This is a genomic window from Caldimonas manganoxidans ATCC BAA-369, from assembly GCF_000381125.1.
GTDB classification, from domain to species: domain Bacteria; phylum Pseudomonadota; class Gammaproteobacteria; order Burkholderiales; family Burkholderiaceae_C; genus Caldimonas; species Caldimonas manganoxidans.
In genome coordinates this window covers 1-15,269 of sequence record NZ_KB905956.1, presented here as the reverse complement: position 1 = coordinate 15,269, position 15,269 = coordinate 1, and the positions used below count along the sequence as shown (strand labels likewise).

At 62.2% G+C, this 15,269-nt stretch carries 29 protein-coding genes; all 29 read right to left on the bottom strand.

The features are described from left to right. Positions 1-47: 47 nt before the first annotated feature. Entirely contained in the window at positions 48-671 is a 624-nt protein-coding gene (rpsD, locus tag F615_RS0113365) for a 30S ribosomal protein S4 (RefSeq protein WP_019561689.1), read from the bottom strand. A gap of 164 nt (positions 672-835) precedes the next feature. After that, on the bottom strand, positions 836-1,240 hold the full coding sequence (gene rpsK, locus F615_RS0113360) for a 30S ribosomal protein S11 (RefSeq protein ID WP_019561688.1): 405 nt from the start codon (positions 1,238-1,240) through the stop codon (positions 836-838). Between the two features lie 35 nt (positions 1,241-1,275). After that, the gene (rpsM, locus tag F615_RS0113355) at positions 1,276-1,641 is read right to left on the bottom strand and encodes a 30S ribosomal protein S13 (protein WP_019561687.1); all 366 of its coding nucleotides are present in this window, start codon (positions 1,639-1,641) and stop codon (positions 1,276-1,278) included. A 42-nt stretch (positions 1,642-1,683) separates the two neighbouring features. Beyond that, positions 1,684-1,797 carry a 50S ribosomal protein L36 gene (gene rpmJ / locus F615_RS0113350; RefSeq protein WP_019561686.1) on the bottom strand — a complete coding sequence of 38 codons (114 nt, stop codon included), beginning with the start codon at positions 1,795-1,797 and terminating at the stop codon, positions 1,684-1,686. Between the two features lie 26 nt (positions 1,798-1,823). After that, complete coding sequence (gene infA / locus F615_RS0113345) at positions 1,824-2,042, bottom strand: translation initiation factor IF-1 (protein ID WP_004521905.1); 219 nt, start codon at positions 2,040-2,042, stop codon at positions 1,824-1,826. A gap of 31 nt (positions 2,043-2,073) precedes the next feature. Next, positions 2,074-3,384, bottom strand: coding sequence for a preprotein translocase subunit SecY (secY, locus tag F615_RS0113340; RefSeq protein ID WP_026330316.1), 1,311 nt, complete (start codon positions 3,382-3,384; stop codon positions 2,074-2,076). A gap of 42 nt (positions 3,385-3,426) precedes the next feature. Further along, on the bottom strand, positions 3,427-3,861 hold the full coding sequence (gene rplO / locus F615_RS0113335; RefSeq protein WP_019561684.1) for a 50S ribosomal protein L15: 435 nt from the start codon (positions 3,859-3,861) through the stop codon (positions 3,427-3,429). Positions 3,862-3,869: 8 nt separating this feature from the next. Further along, complete coding sequence (gene rpmD, locus F615_RS0113330) at positions 3,870-4,061, bottom strand: 50S ribosomal protein L30 (protein WP_019561683.1); 192 nt, start codon at positions 4,059-4,061, stop codon at positions 3,870-3,872. A 16-nt stretch (positions 4,062-4,077) separates the two neighbouring features. Continuing rightward, complete coding sequence (gene rpsE / locus F615_RS0113325; protein ID WP_019561682.1) at positions 4,078-4,596, bottom strand: 30S ribosomal protein S5; 519 nt, start codon at positions 4,594-4,596, stop codon at positions 4,078-4,080. 24 nt (positions 4,597-4,620) lie between these two features. Then, entirely contained in the window at positions 4,621-4,986 is a 366-nt protein-coding gene (gene rplR / locus F615_RS0113320; protein WP_019561681.1) for a 50S ribosomal protein L18, read from the bottom strand. A gap of 11 nt (positions 4,987-4,997) precedes the next feature. Beyond that, entirely contained in the window at positions 4,998-5,531 is a 534-nt protein-coding gene (gene rplF / locus F615_RS0113315; protein WP_026330315.1) for a 50S ribosomal protein L6, read from the bottom strand. Positions 5,532-5,548: 17 nt separating this feature from the next. Then, positions 5,549-5,944 carry a 30S ribosomal protein S8 gene (rpsH, locus tag F615_RS0113310; protein WP_019561679.1) on the bottom strand — a complete coding sequence of 132 codons (396 nt, stop codon included), beginning with the start codon at positions 5,942-5,944 and terminating at the stop codon, positions 5,549-5,551. A 24-nt stretch (positions 5,945-5,968) separates the two neighbouring features. Beyond that, a complete protein-coding gene (rpsN, locus tag F615_RS0113305) occupies positions 5,969-6,274 on the bottom strand; it encodes a 30S ribosomal protein S14 (RefSeq protein WP_019561678.1) in 306 nt (101 codons plus the stop codon). Positions 6,275-6,282: 8 nt separating this feature from the next. Next, the gene (gene rplE, locus F615_RS0113300) at positions 6,283-6,822 is read right to left on the bottom strand and encodes a 50S ribosomal protein L5 (protein ID WP_026330314.1); all 540 of its coding nucleotides are present in this window, start codon (positions 6,820-6,822) and stop codon (positions 6,283-6,285) included. Positions 6,823-6,834: 12 nt separating this feature from the next. Further along, positions 6,835-7,152, bottom strand: coding sequence for a 50S ribosomal protein L24 (rplX, locus tag F615_RS0113295; protein WP_019561676.1), 318 nt, complete (start codon positions 7,150-7,152; stop codon positions 6,835-6,837). A gap of 21 nt (positions 7,153-7,173) precedes the next feature. After that, a complete protein-coding gene (rplN, locus tag F615_RS0113290; protein ID WP_019561675.1) occupies positions 7,174-7,542 on the bottom strand; it encodes a 50S ribosomal protein L14 in 369 nt (122 codons plus the stop codon). 383 nt (positions 7,543-7,925) lie between these two features. After that, the gene (locus F615_RS0113285) at positions 7,926-8,441 is read right to left on the bottom strand and encodes a peroxiredoxin (RefSeq protein WP_019561674.1); all 516 of its coding nucleotides are present in this window, start codon (positions 8,439-8,441) and stop codon (positions 7,926-7,928) included. 144 nt (positions 8,442-8,585) lie between these two features. After that, positions 8,586-8,861, bottom strand: coding sequence for a 30S ribosomal protein S17 (gene rpsQ / locus F615_RS0113280; RefSeq protein ID WP_019561673.1), 276 nt, complete (start codon positions 8,859-8,861; stop codon positions 8,586-8,588). Further along, positions 8,858-9,061 (bottom strand): 50S ribosomal protein L29, encoded by a 204-nt coding sequence (gene rpmC, locus F615_RS0113275; protein ID WP_019561672.1) that lies wholly within the window; start codon positions 9,059-9,061, stop codon positions 8,858-8,860. Before rpmC ends, rpsQ begins: the two co-directional genes overlap by 4 nt. Before the next feature lie 20 nt (positions 9,062-9,081). After that, complete coding sequence (gene rplP / locus F615_RS0113270) at positions 9,082-9,498, bottom strand: 50S ribosomal protein L16 (RefSeq protein ID WP_019561671.1); 417 nt, start codon at positions 9,496-9,498, stop codon at positions 9,082-9,084. Positions 9,499-9,501: 3 nt separating this feature from the next. Next, entirely contained in the window at positions 9,502-10,380 is an 879-nt protein-coding gene (gene rpsC / locus F615_RS0113265; RefSeq protein WP_019561670.1) for a 30S ribosomal protein S3, read from the bottom strand. 17 nt (positions 10,381-10,397) lie between these two features. Next, complete coding sequence (gene rplV, locus F615_RS0113260; protein WP_019561669.1) at positions 10,398-10,727, bottom strand: 50S ribosomal protein L22; 330 nt, start codon at positions 10,725-10,727, stop codon at positions 10,398-10,400. A gap of 9 nt (positions 10,728-10,736) precedes the next feature. Next, complete coding sequence (gene rpsS, locus F615_RS0113255; RefSeq protein WP_019561668.1) at positions 10,737-11,012, bottom strand: 30S ribosomal protein S19; 276 nt, start codon at positions 11,010-11,012, stop codon at positions 10,737-10,739. A gap of 9 nt (positions 11,013-11,021) precedes the next feature. After that, positions 11,022-11,846 (bottom strand): 50S ribosomal protein L2, encoded by an 825-nt coding sequence (gene rplB / locus F615_RS0113250; RefSeq protein WP_019561667.1) that lies wholly within the window; start codon positions 11,844-11,846, stop codon positions 11,022-11,024. After that, positions 11,847-12,161, bottom strand: coding sequence for a 50S ribosomal protein L23 (gene rplW / locus F615_RS0113245; RefSeq protein WP_019561666.1), 315 nt, complete (start codon positions 12,159-12,161; stop codon positions 11,847-11,849). Further along, positions 12,158-12,778 carry a 50S ribosomal protein L4 gene (gene rplD / locus F615_RS0113240; RefSeq protein WP_019561665.1) on the bottom strand — a complete coding sequence of 207 codons (621 nt, stop codon included), beginning with the start codon at positions 12,776-12,778 and terminating at the stop codon, positions 12,158-12,160. The genes rplW and rplD overlap by 4 nt, the downstream gene beginning before the upstream one ends. Further along, positions 12,778-13,452 carry a 50S ribosomal protein L3 gene (gene rplC / locus F615_RS0113235; protein ID WP_019561664.1) on the bottom strand — a complete coding sequence of 225 codons (675 nt, stop codon included), beginning with the start codon at positions 13,450-13,452 and terminating at the stop codon, positions 12,778-12,780. The genes rplD and rplC overlap by 1 nt, the downstream gene beginning before the upstream one ends. A gap of 178 nt (positions 13,453-13,630) precedes the next feature. After that, complete coding sequence (gene rpsJ / locus F615_RS0113230; protein ID WP_019561663.1) at positions 13,631-13,942, bottom strand: 30S ribosomal protein S10; 312 nt, start codon at positions 13,940-13,942, stop codon at positions 13,631-13,633. Positions 13,943-14,078: 136 nt separating this feature from the next. Next, the gene (gene tuf / locus F615_RS0113225; protein WP_019561552.1) at positions 14,079-15,269 is read right to left on the bottom strand and encodes an elongation factor Tu; all 1,191 of its coding nucleotides are present in this window, start codon (positions 15,267-15,269) and stop codon (positions 14,079-14,081) included.

Sequence of the window (15,269 nt, the reverse complement as noted above, 5' to 3'; positions counted from 1 at the left end):
GCTTGGCGCCTCGTGCCACCCGAAAGGACGCGAGGCCGCCTTCGGCATCAACGCGAGTACAGTTCGACGATCAGCGATTCGTTGATCTCGGCACCGAATTCATCACGGTCGGGCGTCTTCTTGAACACGCCTTCGAGCTTGCTGCCGTCCACCTGCACCCAACCCGGCAATCCGATTTGCTGGGCCAGCTTGAAGGCCTCCTGCACGCGCAGCTGCTTCTTGGCCTTCTCGGCCACGGCCACCACGTCACCGGGCTTGACCAGGTAGGACGGGATGTTGACGCACTGCCCATTGACCGTAATGCCCTTGTGCGACACCAGCTGGCGGGCTTCCGCACGCGTGGAGCCAAAGCCCATGCGATAGACGACGTTGTCCAGACGCGACTCCAGCAACTGCAGCAAATTCGCACCGGTGTTGCCCTTGCGGCGCTCGGCCTCGGCGAAATAACGTCGGAACTGACGCTCCAGCACGCCGTACATGCGCTTGACCTTTTGCTTCTCGCGCAACTGCAGGCCGTAGTCCGAGGTGCGAGACCCCGACGTGCGGCCGTGCTGGCCGGGCTTGCTGTCGAACTTGGCTTTGTCCCCGATGGCGCGGCGGGCGCTCTTCAGGTAGAGATCGGTGCCTTCACGGCGGGAGAGTTTGGCCTTGGGGCCGAGATAACGTGCCACTTGAGTCTTTCCTCAAAAATCTGACGCCGCCGCTTGCGCGGCTGCGCGAGTCCGGAAGCGGAATGTCGATGCTCTGTCGATCGCGTCCGGACGGTGGGCTTCAACGAAACCGCCGGCCCAGGTGCCTCACAACACCGGCCGGCGAACCAAAACACACAATTCTATTAGATGCGACGACGCTTTGGCGGGCGGCAACCATTGTGCGGGATCGGCGTCACGTCGGAAATCGAGGTGATGCGAATGCCCAGCGCCGCCAACGCGCGCACCGAGGACTCCCGCCCGGGCCCGGGCCCCTTGATCTCGACGTCCAGGTTCTTGATGCCCTGCTCCTGCGCAGCGCGTCCGGCCATTTCGGCGGCCACCTGGGCGGCAAACGGAGTGGACTTGCGCGAGCCCTTGAAACCCTGACCACCGGAAGAAGCCCAGGCCAACGCGTTGCCCTGGCGGTCGGTGATCGTGATGATCGTGTTGTTGAACGAGGCGTGGACGTGCGCGATGCCGTCCGCAACGTTTTTGCGGACCTTCTTGCTCACGCGGCGGGCAGCGGTGTTCGCAGGTGACTTGGCCATGAATACCTTCTTTCAATCAGCGTGATTGCGGCGGCTTACTTCTTCAACGCCACGCCGGCTTTGCGCGGCCCCTTGCGGGTACGGGCGTTGGTACGAGTGCGCTGGCCGCGCACAGGCAGGCCGCGACGATGGCGGAAACCGCGGTAGCAACCCAAATCCATCAAGCGCTTGATATTGATCGACATCTCGCGGCGCAAGTCGCCCTCGATGGTCAGCTTGCCCACTTCTTCCCGGATTTTCTCCAGGTCGGCGTCGGTCAAATCCTTGATCTTCTTGTCATACGGAATCGCGCAGGCGTCGCAGATCTTCTGCGCCGTCGAGCGGCCGATGCCGTAGATCGCGGTCAGACCGATCTCGGTGTGCTTGTGGGGCGGGATGTTGATACCAGCAATACGTGCCATGTGCGTCCTCTAACTCGCGTTCATCCGGGGCGGCGCTGCCGCTCAGCCCTGGCGCTGCTTGTGGCGCGGGTCGGTGCAAATCACGCGAACCACGCCATTGCGGCGGATGATCTTGCAATTGCGGCAGATCCTTTTGACAGATGCCGAAACTTTCATGGTCTTCTCCTTGACCTTTCAGTTGCTCACTTCGCTCGAAACACGATGCGAGCGCGACTCAAATCGTAGGGCGTGAGTTCGACGGTCACCTTGTCGCCGGGCAGGATGCGGATGTAATGCATGCGCATCTTGCCCGAAATGTGACCGAGCACCACGTGCCCGTTCTCCAACTTCACGCGAAACGTGGCATTGGGCAAGTTTTCGATCACTTCGCCCTGCATTTGAATGACGTCGTCTTTCGCCATGCGTGTTCGTTCGTTTCGCTGACGGCCTGTCTCAACCGGCCTTGAAATTTGCCTTCTTCAGCAGCGATTCATACTGCTGCGACATCACATAGGACTGCACCTGAGCCCAGAAGTCCATCGTCACGACCACGATGATCAGCAACGAGGTGCCGCCGAAATAAAACGGCACGTTGTACTTCAAGATCAAAAACTCAGGCAGCAAACACACCGCGGTGATGTACAGCGCGCCCGCCAGGGTCAGACGCGACAAGATTTTGTCGATGTAACGCGCCGTCTGCTCGCCCGGACGGATGCCCGGAATGAAGGCACCGCTTTTCTTCAAGTTGTCTGCAGTCTCACGGCTGTTGAACACCAACGCCGTATAGAAAAAGCAGAAGAACACAATCGCCGCGGCATACAGCATCACATAGACCGGTTGGCCCGGATGCAAGGCGTCGGCAATGTTCTTCAGCCAACGCAGGCTGTCGCCCGTGCTGAACCAACTCACCACCGTGGCCGGCAGCAAGATGATCGACGAGGCAAAGATCGGCGGGATCACCCCGGCCATGTTCAACTTCAGGGGCAAGTGCGAGGCCTGCCCCCCGTAGATCCGGTTACCGACCTGGCGCTTGGCGTAATTCACCAAGATCTTGCGCTGCCCCCGCTCCACGAACACCACGAAGTAGGTGACCAGCGCCACGAGCACGATGATCGCCAGGCTCACGATGATGCTCATCGCCCCCGTGCGCACCAGCTCGAAAAGCCCTCCGATGGCATTGGGCAGGCCGGCCACGATGCCCGCGAAAATCAGGATCGAAATGCCATTGCCCAGGCCGCGCTCGGTGATTTGCTCGCCCAGCCACATCAAGAACATGGTTCCCGCGGTCAGGCTGATCATGGCCGTCACGCGAAAGCCGAACCCAGGATTGAGGACCAAGCCGGGCGAGCTTTCCAAGGCGATGGCGATCGACACCGACTGGAAAATCGCCAGCCCCAGGGTGCCATAGCGCGTGTACTGCGTGATCTTGCGACGACCCGCCTCACCCTCTTTCTTCAGCTGTTCGAGCGTGGGCACGACGTAGGTCATCAACTGCATGATGATCGACGCCGAAATGTAGGGCATGATGCCCAGCGCGAACACGGTGAAACGCGACAGCGCCCCCCCCGAGAACATGTTGAACAGGCTCAGGATGCCGCCTTGTTGGCTGCGGAAAAGCTCCTGCAGCTGGTTGGGGTCGATCCCCGGCACCGGGATGTGCGCCCCAATGCGGTAGACGACCAGCGCCATGACCAGGAAAAACAGCCGGCGACGCAGATCGCCGAACTTCCCGGTCTTGGCCAACTGACTTGCGTTGCTTGCCACGGCTAAGGTGTCCTCGTGAGCCTAGTCTTTGCTTGCGGCGCGTTACTCGACGATGGAGCCGCCAGCGGCCTCGATCGCCTTCTTGGCGCCGGCGGTGGCCGCCAGGCCCTTGAGCACGACCTTGCGGGTGAGCTCGCCCGAAGCGATCACCTTGACTTGACGCACCAGCTCGCCGACCAAGCCGGCTTGCTTGAGCGCAAGCAGATCGATCTCGGTGGCTTCCAGACGCTGCAGGTCACTCAGGCGCACCTCGGCGTTGAACTTCAGGCTCTGCGACTTGAAGCCGCGCTTGGGCAGCCGCCGCTGCAAGGGCATTTGACCGCCTTCGAAGCCCACCTTGTGGAAGCCCCCAGCACGCGACTTTTGGCCCTTGTGGCCGCGACCAGCCGTTTTGCCCAGGCCCGAACCGATGCCACGGCCCACGCGGCGCTTGGCGTGCTTGGAGCCCGCAGCCGGCTTGATGGAGTTGAGTTGCATGATCGTCCTCAGCCTGCCTGAACCACCTGCACCAGGTAGCTCACCTTGTTGATCATTCCGCGCACGGCGGGAGTGTCTTCCAGCACCGATTCGCTATTGAGCTTGCGCAGGCCCAAGCCGCGCACGGTGGCGCGGTGATCGGCCCGCGTGCCGATCACGCTGCGAACCAGCTTGACTTTCAGGGTCTTTTTCTCAGCCATGTCGTTCTCCTGCCCGTCAGTTGAACAGCTCTTCAACCGACTTGCCGCGCTTGGCCGCGATCTCGGCCGGTGTGGAGCAGCGCTTCAGAGCATCCAGCGTGGCGCGCACCATGTTGTACGGGTTGGTCGAACCATGGCTCTTGGCCACGATGTCGGTCACGCCCATGACTTCGAAAATCGCTCGCATCGGACCGCCGGCGATGATGCCGTCACCAGGCTTGGCCGGGGCCATCAGCACCTTGGCCGCGCCATGCTGACCCACGACGTTGTGATGCAAGGTGCCATTCTTCAGGCTGACCTTGAACATGTTGCGGCGCGCCTGCTCCATGGCCTTTTGCACGGCCACCGGCACCTCACGGGCTTTGCCCTTGCCCATGCCGATGCGCCCATCGCCATCACCCACCACGGTCAAGGCCGCAAAACCGAGAATGCGACCGCCCTTGACCACTTTGGTGACGCGGTTGACCGCGATCATCTTTTCGCGCAGACCGTCGTCGCGACCTTCGTCCGCCACTTTCGGTTGAAACTTTGCCATTTCGGATTCCTTGAGGTCGTGCGCTTAAAACTTCAGTCCGCCTTCGCGCGCCGCTTCGGCCAGCGCCTTCACACGGCCGTGGTAGGCAAAACCCGAACGGTCGAAGGCCACTTTCTCGATGCCAACGGCCTTGGCCTTCTCGGCGATGCGCTTGCCGACGATCTGGGCCGCCGCCACATTGCCGCCCTTGCCCTTGCCACCGAGCTGCTCGCGGACTTCCTTCTCGACCGTCGAGGCCGAAGCCAACACACGGGTGCCGTCTTCGGAGATGACGTTGGCGTAGATGTGCAGGTTGGAGCGGAACACGGTCAAGCGCGCCACACGCTGCTGGGCGATACGCAAACGCGTCTGGCGGGAGCGACGCAGGCGCTGTTCTTTCTTGTTCAACATCTGGCGGCTCCTTACTTCTTCTTGGTCTCTTTGATGACCACCTTCTCGTCCGCATAGCGGATGCCTTTACCCTTGTAGGGCTCGGGCGGACGGAAGGCGCGCACCTCGGCAGCAATCTGGCCCACCGCTTGACGGTCGGCGCCTTTGATCACGATTTCCGTCTGCGAGGGCGTCTCCACCTTGATGCCGGCGGGCATGTCCTTGACCACCGGATGGGAATAACCGATTTGCAGACTCAGCTTCTGCCCCTGAGCCTGTGCACGATAACCCACTCCCACCAAGGTCAGCTTGCGCTCGAAGCCCTTGCTGACGCCTTGCACCATGTTGGCCACCAAGGCGCGCATGGTGCCGGACATGGCATTGGCCTCGGCAGAGTCATTCACGGGCGCAAACGACAGCTTGCCGCCCTCGTTCTTGACCGTGACCAGCTTGTTCAACGGACGGGACAAGGTGCCCAGCGAGCCCTTGACGCTGATCTGGTCGGCAGTGATCGACACATCCACACCCTGGGGGATGGCGATCGGCATTTTTCCAACGCGGGACATTTGCGACCTCTCCTCGATCAAGCGACGTAGCAGAGCACTTCGCCGCCGATGCCGGCCTGACGTGCCTTACGATCCGTCATCACACCCTTGGGCGTGGTGACGATGGCCACACCCAGGCCATTCATGACCTGAGGAATCTCGTGCCGACCTTTGTAGATCCGCAAACCGGGACGGCTCACACGCTCCAGACGCTCGATCACCGGACGACCGGCGTAGTACTTCAGCGCAATTTCGAGCTCCGGCTTGGAAGCCTCGCCACGCACGACGAAGTCTTCGATGTAGCCCTCATCCTTCAGCACCTGCGCGATGGCCACTTTCAGCTTCGACGAAGGCATGCGAACACTGGCCTTCTCGACGATCTGGGCGTTGCGGATGCGGGTCAGCATGTCGGCGATAGGATCACTCATGCTCATGGGTTCTTCTCCTGATCGTGCCGATTACCAGCTGGCCTTGATGACGCCCGGGATATCGCCACGGAACGCCAAGTCGCGGATCTTGCTGCGACTCAGACCAAACAAACGGAAAGTGCCACGCGGCCGCCCGGTCAGGCCGCAACGCGCGCGCAGGCGGGTGGGGTTGGCATTGCGCGGCAGCTTTTGCAATTCCAGACGCGCCAAGTAGCGCTCCTCGTCGCTTTTCTTGGCATCGTTGGCGATGGCCTTGAGCTCGGCGTACTTCTTCGCGTACTTGGCGGCCAGCTTGCTGCGCTTGGCTTCGCGCTGAATCATGGAAACCTTGGCCATGAGCCACCTCAGTTCTTGAACGGGAAACGGAACTCGGACAGCAGCGCTTTGCACTCTTCGTCCGACTTGGCCGTCGTGGTGATGCTGATGTTGAGGCCACGCAGGGCATCAACCTTGTCGTATTCGATCTCGGGGAAGATGATCTGCTCTTTGACGCCGACGTTGTAGTTGCCGCGGCCATCGAAGGAGCGCCCCGAAATCCCACGGAAGTCACGCACACGGGGCAGCGCGATCGTCACGAAACGATCGAGGAATTCATACATGCGCACCCCTCGCAGCGTGACCATGCAACCGATGGGCACCCCCTCGCGGATCTTGAAGCCGGCAATGGCCTTGCGCGACTTGGTGATCACGGGCTTTTGCCCAGCGATCTTGGCCAGGTCGCTGACCGCATGCTCCATGACCTTCTTGTCCGACACCGCCTCGCTCACGCCCATGTTCAGCGTGATCTTGGTGATGCGCGGCACCTCCATGACCGACTTGTAGCCGAACTTCTTCATGAGGTTCGGGACGACTTTCTCGCGGTAGTACTGTTGCAGACGAGCCATCTCGAACACCTCTTACGCCTTGATCTCTTCGCCGCTGGACTTGTAGACGCGCACCTTCTTGCCGTCAGCCAGCAGCTTGAACCCGACCCGGTCAGCCTTGCCCGTCGCGGCGTTGTAAATCGCCACATTGGACTGATGGATGGGCATGGCCTTGTCGACGATGCCACCGGTCGTGCCTTTCATCGGGTTGGGGCGCACGTGTTTTTTGACCACGTTGACCCCCTCGACGACGATGTACTGCGAGTCGATGCGCGCCGTCACCGTCCCGCGCTTGCCCTTGTCGCGCCCGGTCAACACGATGACCTGGTCGCCCTTACGAATCTTGTTCATGACCTGTCCTCGGCTTGAAGCTCAAAGCACTTCGGGGGCGAGCGACACGATCTTCATGAAACGCTCGGTGCGCAGCTCGCGGGTCACCGGGCCGAAGATGCGGGTGCCGATCGGCTCCAGCTTGTTGTTCAGGAGCACGGCCGCGTTGCCATCGAACTTGATCACCGAGCCGTCCTGACGACGCACCCCCTTGGCCGTACGCACGACCACCGCGCTATACACCTCGCCCTTCTTGACGCGGCCGCGCGGCGCAGCTTCCTTGATGCTGACCTTGATGATGTCGCCAATCCCGGCATAACGGCGCTTGGACCCGCCCAGCACCTTGATGCACATGACGGACTTGGCGCCAGTGTTGTCGGCGACGTCGAGTCGCGATTGCATTTGAATCATGAAAGTCCCCAACTTCTCCCGCCGAATCCCCCCGTGCCCATCACGGAAAAGGCAAAGCGGTCAGTCTTGGGCCCGTCGAATGCCTACCCGATGGCAGACACCCGCTTGGGCGAAGCCGGCGCGCTCTGACTTTGGCTCAAGCACCGCCGCTGATGCTCGTACCAGCTTGTGCTCGTACCAGCTCGCGCTCGTACCACACGCAGCCTTTGGTGCACGCAAAATCAGCCGATTTCCGGCGAAGCTGCATATTGTCGTAGAAGTTTTTTCTCGCGTCAACTGCTCTGAACCCCCTGGGGCGCCCCCGGCCCGCCTCGCAAGGGGTGTCGGGCCGGGCGCCGGCCGCACGCGCAGTGCGCCTGCTGCGCCGCCAGGCCCCGGGAAGCTCAGCCGCGCAAGGCCTGGGCCTGCTTCAGCAGGGTGGCCGCATCGCTCACCTCGAACTTGCCGGGGGCCTCGATGTTCAGCGTCTTGACCACCCCGTCGACGACCAACATCGAATACCGTTGGGATCGCACCCCCATGCCCCGGGCGGTCAGATCCAGCGTCAGACCCGTGGCGCGCGCAAAGTCAGCGCTGCCGTCGGCCATCATGCGCACTTTGCCGGCCGTCTTCTGCTCGCGGCCCCAAGCGCCCATCACGAACGCATCGTTGACCGCCACGCACCAGATTTCATCCACGCCGGCGGCCTTGAAGGCGTCGGCCAATTCCAGGTAGCCCGGCAGGTGCTTGGCCGAACACGTCGGGGTGAACGCGCCGGGCACGCCAAAAATGGCCACCGTCTTGCCCGCGGTGGACTGGTGGATGTCGAAGCTGTTCGGGCCGATCGAGCAGCCCTGCCCCTCGACCTCGATAAATTCCTGCAGCGTACCGGCTGGCAGCTTGTCACCGACTTTGAGCATCGTCGTCTCCTGGGTTGCTTGGGATGATGAACACCGGCCACGGATGTGAAAACGGCCGGCCGCCAGTGTGAGGCGAACCGGCCGTTTTCGCCGGCGGGCGGCCCGGAAACCCAGGCCGCCAGCGGGCCGTTCAGACCCTGGGGGTCAGACCTCGCGGGCCCTTTCGATCAGGCGGGTGACATACCAGGCCTTGGTCTTGGACACCGGACGACCCTCGGCAATCTCCACCAGATCGCCCATTTTGTACTCGCCCTTTTCGTCATGGGCGTGGTACTTGCGCGAACGGGCCACGATCTTGCCGTACAGCTCGTGCTTGGTACGACGCTCGACCAAGACGGTGACGGTCTTGGCCCGCTTGTCACTCACCACACGCCCAATCAGCGTGCGAGTGTTCTTCACGGCGCCTTGAGCTTGCGTCATTTCGCGGCTCCTTCCCTCTTCTTCTGCGCCAGGATGGTCTTGACGCGAGCGATGTCACGGCGGGTCTTGCCCAGCGCAGCCGTGTTGCTCAGCTGCTGGGTTCCCTTTTGCATGCGCAGCCCGAAATGGGCCTTGAGCAAGTCTGCCAATTCCTTCTCCAGGCCAGCGACGTCCTTGCTACGCAGTTCAGATGCTTTCATGTCGATACTCCGAATGCGGTTCAGGCGCCGATCTGACGGCTCACGAAGATGGTCTTCAGCGGCAGCTTGGCCGCAGCCAGCTGGAAGGCCTCGCGGGCGAGTTGCTCGGGCACGCCGTTGATCTCATACAGCACTTTGCCCGGCTGGATCTCGGCCACCCAATATTCGGGATTGCCTTTGCCGTTACCCATACGCACTTCGGCGGGTTTCTGGGAAATCGGCTTGTCCGGGAAGATGCGGATCCAAATGCGGCCGCCACGTTTGACGTGACGGGAAATCGCACGGCGGGCCGCCTCGATTTGGCGGGCCGTGATGCGGCCGCGCTCGGTGGCCTTCAAGCCGAAATCACCGAACGCCACGGTCGCACCGCGGGTGGCCACGCCCGTGTTGCGGCCTTTTTGCTCCTTGCGGTATTTGCGACGAGCAGGTTGCAGCATGTCTTATTCTCCTTTGACCTCGCCGGCGGGCGAAGCCGCTTTGCGCACGCGCTTGACGGCCGTCTTGGGCGCGTCCGCGGCCTCGGCCGGCTTGTCACTGCCGTCGGCCGGCGCTTCATTGCGGCCGGCCGCAGTGCGCGCAGCGCCGCGCGGGGGACGCCGATCGCCCGCAGGGCGGTCGCTGCGCGGGCCGCGACGGCCACGGCGGTCATCTTCCGGACGCTCCTCGGTCTTGGCCGTCGGCTGCTCGCCGCGACCCAGACGCTCGCCTTTGTAGACCCACACTTTGACGCCGATGACGCCATACGTGGTCTTGGCTTCCGAGAAGCCATAGTCGATGTCGGCACGCAGGGTGTGCAGAGGCACGCGACCCTCACGGTACCACTCGGTCCGCGCGATTTCGATGCCGTTGAGTCGGCCGGAGGACATGATCTTGATGCCCTGTGCGCCCAGTCGCATCGCGTTTTGCATCGCGCGCTTCATGGCGCGGCGGAACATGATGCGCTTTTCGAGCTGCTGGGTGATCGAATCGGCAATGAGCTGCGCATCGATCTCGGGCTTGCGCACCTCCTCGATGTTCACCGCCACGGGCACGCCCAAGCGCTTGGCCAACTCGGCCTTGAGGCTTTCGATGTCCTCGCCCTTCTTGCCGATCACCACACCCGGGCGCGCCGAGAAAATCGTGATGCGAGCATTCTTGGCAGGGCGCTCGATCAGGATGCGCGAGACGGCAGCATTCTTCAGACGCTGCTTCAGATACTCGCGCACCTGCAGGTCATCGGCCAACATCTGGCTGAAATTGCGGTTGGACGCATACCAGCGCGACGCCCAGGCACGGGTGACGGGCAGCCGGAAACCGGTCGGATGGATTTTCTGTCCCATGGTTCTCTTTCTGCCCCTTAGTTGCCGACGGTCACAAAGATGTGGCAGGTGGGCTTGCTGATGCGATTGCCACGGCCCTTGGCCCGGGCGGTAAAGCGCTTCAGCGTGGTGCCTTGCTCCACGTAGATCGTCTTGACTTTCAGCTCATCGATGTCGGCACCGGCGTTGTGCTCGGCGTTGGCGATGGCGGACTCCAGCGCCTTCTTGATGATGCCTGCAGCCTTCTTGCGCGTGAATGTCAGAATGTCGAGGGCCTGGTCGACCTTTTTGCCGCGGATCATGTCAGCCACCAGACGGCCTTTGTCGACCGACAGGCGCACACCGCGAACGATTGCTCTGGTTTCCATCGCCGCTCCTTACTTCTTCGCCTTCTTGTCCGCGGGGTGACCCTTGAACGTGCGGGTCAGCGCGAACTCGCCGAGTTTGTGGCCGACCATTTGGTCGGTCACATACACCGGCACGTGTTGCTTACCGTTGTGCACCGCGATCGTCAGACCGATGAATTCAGGCAGGATCGTCGAGCGACGCGACCAGGTCTTGATCGGCTTCTTGTCCTTGGTCTCGACGGCCTTCTCGACCTTGGCCATCAGGTGGTGGTCGACGAACGGGCCTTTCTTGAGTGAACGAGCCATAGCGTCCTCTTATTTCTTGCGGCGCGAGACGATCATCGTCTGAGTGCGCTTGTTGCGACGGGTGCGGTAGCCCTTGGTCAAGGTATTCCACGGCGACACGGGCGCGCGGGCCTCACCGGTGCGACCCTCACCACCACCGTGCGGGTGGTCGATCGGGTTCATCGCGACGCCACGCACGGTCGGGCGGATCCCCCTCCAGCGCACCGCGCCGGCCTTGCCGTACTGACGCAGGCTGTGTTCTTCGTTGCTGACCTCGCCGATCGTGGCACGGCACTCGATGTGGATCTTGCGAACCTCACCCGAACGCAACCGGACCTGCGCATAAGCGCCTTCGCGAGCCATCAACACGGCCGACGTCCCAGCCGAACGGGCGATTTGAGCCCCCTTGCCCGGCAACATCTCGATGCAGTGGATGGTCGAACCCACCGGAATGTTGCGGATGGGCAGCGCATTGCCCGCTTTGATCGGGGCGTCCGAGCCGCTGAGCACGGTCGCCCCCACCTCCAACCCCTTCGGGGCGATGATGTAACGACGCTCGCCGTCCGCATAGCACAACAATGCGATATGCGCCGTGCGGTTCGGGTCGTACTCGATACGCTCGACCTTGGCGGGAATACCGTCTTTGTTGCGACGGAAGTCGATCACACGGTAGTGATGCTTGTGCCCACCCCCCTTGTGACGGGTGGTGATGTGACCGTTGTTGTTACGGCCGGCGTTCTGCTTCTGGGGCTCGATCAAAGACTTCTCGGGAGCGCCCTTGTGCAGGTGCTTGTGCACCACTTTCACCACGGCGCGACGGCCGGGCGAGGTGGGCTTGAGTTTGATGACGGCCATTTACGCAGCCTCCCCAGAGAAGTTGAGCTCCTGGCCTTCCTTCAGCGACACATAGGCCTTCTTGACGTGATCACGCCGACCCATGGAACGACCGAAGCGCTTGACCTTGCCCTTCTGATTCACCACCTGCACGCCCTCGACCTCGACCTTGAACAGCAGCTCCACAGCCGCTTTGATCTCGGGCTTGGTGGCGTCGCGCAGGACCTTGAACAACACCTGATTGTGCTTTTCCGCAACCGCGGTCGCCTTTTCCGAGACGATGGGAGCGACCAGCACCTGCATCAGGCGGCCTTCATTGAATTTCGGGGCGCTCATGCCAGCATCTCCTTGAGCTGCTCGATCGCGGCCTTGGTCACGAGCACCTTCTTGTAGTGCACCAGCGACACCGGATCGGCGTAGCGGGGCTCGACGACGAGCACATTGGCCAGATTGCGCGACGCCAGATACAAGTTTTCGTCGATCTGGTCGGCAATCACCAGCACGGACTCCAGGCCCATGGCCTTGAATTTGGCCGCCAACAGCTTGGTTTTGGGCGCCTCGACTTTCAGCGAGTCCACCACGGCCAGGCGACCTTCGCGGGCCAGCTGCGAGAAGATGGCAGCCATGCCGGCGCGGTACATCTTCTTGTTGACTTTGTGCGTGAAGTTTTCGTTGGGGCTGTTCGGGAAAATCCGACCACCGCCACGCCACAGCGGCGATGAGGTCATCCCGGCACGCGCACGGCCGGTCCCCTTTTGCCGCCAAGGCTTCTTGGTGGAGTGCTTGACCGCCCCACGATCCTTCTGGGCACGGGTGGCCTGGCGAGCGTTGGCTTGGTAAGCCACCACCACCTGGTGCACCAGGGCCTCGTTGTATTCACGACCGAAAACGGTATCGGGCGCGTCGATCTTGGCCGACGACTGACCCTGTTCATTCAGGAGCTCGAGCTGCATCAGTTGGCCCCTTCTTTCTTGGCCTTGGCCTTGACGGCCGGGCGCACGACCACATGGCCACCCTTGGCGCCAGGCACAGCCCCTTTGACCAGCAGCAGCTGGCGAGCCTCATCGACGCGCACGATGTCCAAGTTTTGTACGGTGACGGTCACATCCCCCAGGTGCCCGGACATTTTCTTGCCAGGGAACACACGGCCCGGATCCTGAGCCATCGAGATCGACCCAGGAACGTTGTGCGAGCGGCTGTTGCCGTGGGAGGCACGCTGCGAACCGAAGTTGTGACGCTTGATGGTGCCGGCGAAGCCCTTACCGATGGAGGTTCCCTGCACATCGACCGCCTGACCCGCCGAGAACATCGTCACCGGCAACACAGCGCCCGGCTTGTACTCGGCCGCCACCTCGGCGGAGACACGAAACTCCTTGAGGATCTCGCCCGCCTCGATGCCGGCCTTGGCGAAATGACCGGCTTCAGGCTTGGTCACACGGGAAGCCTTGCGGGTGCCAAACGCCACCTGGATGGCGTTGTAGCCGTCGGTCTCCACGGTTTTGACCTGAGCCACACGGTTGTTCGACACGTCGAGCACCGTCACCGGCACGGCATCGCCGTCGCCCGTGAAGATGCGCATCATGCCCACCTTGCGGCCCAGCAATCCGAGACGATTGCTAAGACTCATTGTTTTCTCCAATGCTCGACAACGATTGGCCGAGCTGACCTGATGCACGAAGACCGAACGGCGCCGGCTTCGCAACCACAAACCACAAAGGCCCACTTTCGGTGGGCGGCCTTGTGGTAAAGAGAATGATTGTAGCAGACGCGGCCTGCCCCGCAAGCCAGCCCGCGCCTTGCGGGGTTTACTGCAACTTGATTTCCACGTCGACGCCGGCGGGCAGATCCAGCTTCATCAGGGCATCGACGGTCTTGTCGGTCGGATCGACGATGTCCATCAGGCGCTGGTGCGTGCGAATCTCGAACTGGTCGCGCGAGGTCTTGTTGACATGCGGCGAGCGCAGGATGTCGAAACGCTGCATGCGCGTCGGCAGGGGCACCGGGCCCTTGACGATCGCCCCGGTGCGCTTGGCGGTGTCCACGATCTCCAGCGCCGACTGATCGATCAGCTTGTAGTCGAACGCCTTGAGGCGGATACGGATCTTTTGCTTTTGCATGGTGACTCCTAAAGAGCAGTGTTGCAGCTTCGATCGCTGCAACGAAGCGATGATGGAACGAGGAGGCCGCCTGGGCGGCAGGCCCCCTCGGGGCAGGCATCCAGCGGGCGAGCGCCGGACACCCAGGGACACCATGTCACTCGATGATCTTGGACACGACGCCGGCGCCAACGGTGCGGCCGCCTTCGCGGATGGCAAAGCGCAGGCCTTCTTCCATGGCAATGGGCGCGATCAGCTTGACGGTGATCGTCACGTTGTCGCCCGGCATCACCATCTCCTTGTCCTTGGGCAGTTCGATGGCACCGGTCACGTCCGTGGTGCGGAAGTAAAACTGCGGACGGTAGTTGTTGAAGAACGGCGTGTGACGCCCACCTTCTTCCTTGCTCAGCACGTACACCTCGGCCGTGAAGTGCGTGTGCGGCGTGATCGAGCCCGGCTTGGCCAGCACTTGCCCACGCTCGACTTCCTCACGCTTGGTGCCGCGCAGCAAAATCCCCACGTTGTCGCCCGCCTGACCTTGGTCCAGCAGCTTGCGGAACATCTCCACACCCGTGCAGGTGGTCTTCTGCGTCGGACGAATCCCCACGATCTCGATTTCGTCACCCACCTTGATGACCCCGCGCTCCACGCGACCGGTCACCACCGTGCCACGACCCGAAATCGAGAACACGTCTTCCACAGGCATCAGGAAGGTGCCATCGACCGCACGCTCCGGCGTGGGAATGTAGGTGTCCAGCGCCTCGGCCAGCTTCATGATGGCTTGCTCGCCCAGCTCGCCCTTGTCGCCTTCGAGCGCCAGCTTGGCCGACCCCTTCACGATGGGCGTGTCGTCCCCAGGGAACTCGTACTTCGACAGCAGCTCGCGCACCTCCATCTCGACGAGCTCGAGCAGCTCGGCATCGTCGACCATGTCGCACTTGTTCAGGAACACGATGATGTAGGGCACACCCACCTGACGGGCCAGCAGAATGTGCTCGCGCGTCTGCGGCATCGGACCATCCGCAGCCGACACCACCAGAATCGCCCCATCCATCTGCGCCGCACCCGTGATCATGTTCTTCACGTAGTCAGCGTGCCCGGGGCAGTCCACGTGCGCATAGTGACGGTTGGCCGTCTCGTACTCCACGTGCGCCGTGTTGATCGTGATGCCGCGCGCCTTCTCCTCCGGCGCCGCGTCGATCTGGTCGTACGCCTTGGCCTCGCCACCATACTTGGCCGCCAAAATCGTCGTGATCGCCGCCGTCAGCGTCGTCTTGCCATGGTCCACGTGACCAATCGTCCCCACGTTCACGTGCGGCTTGGTCCGCTCAAACTTGCCTTTTGCCAT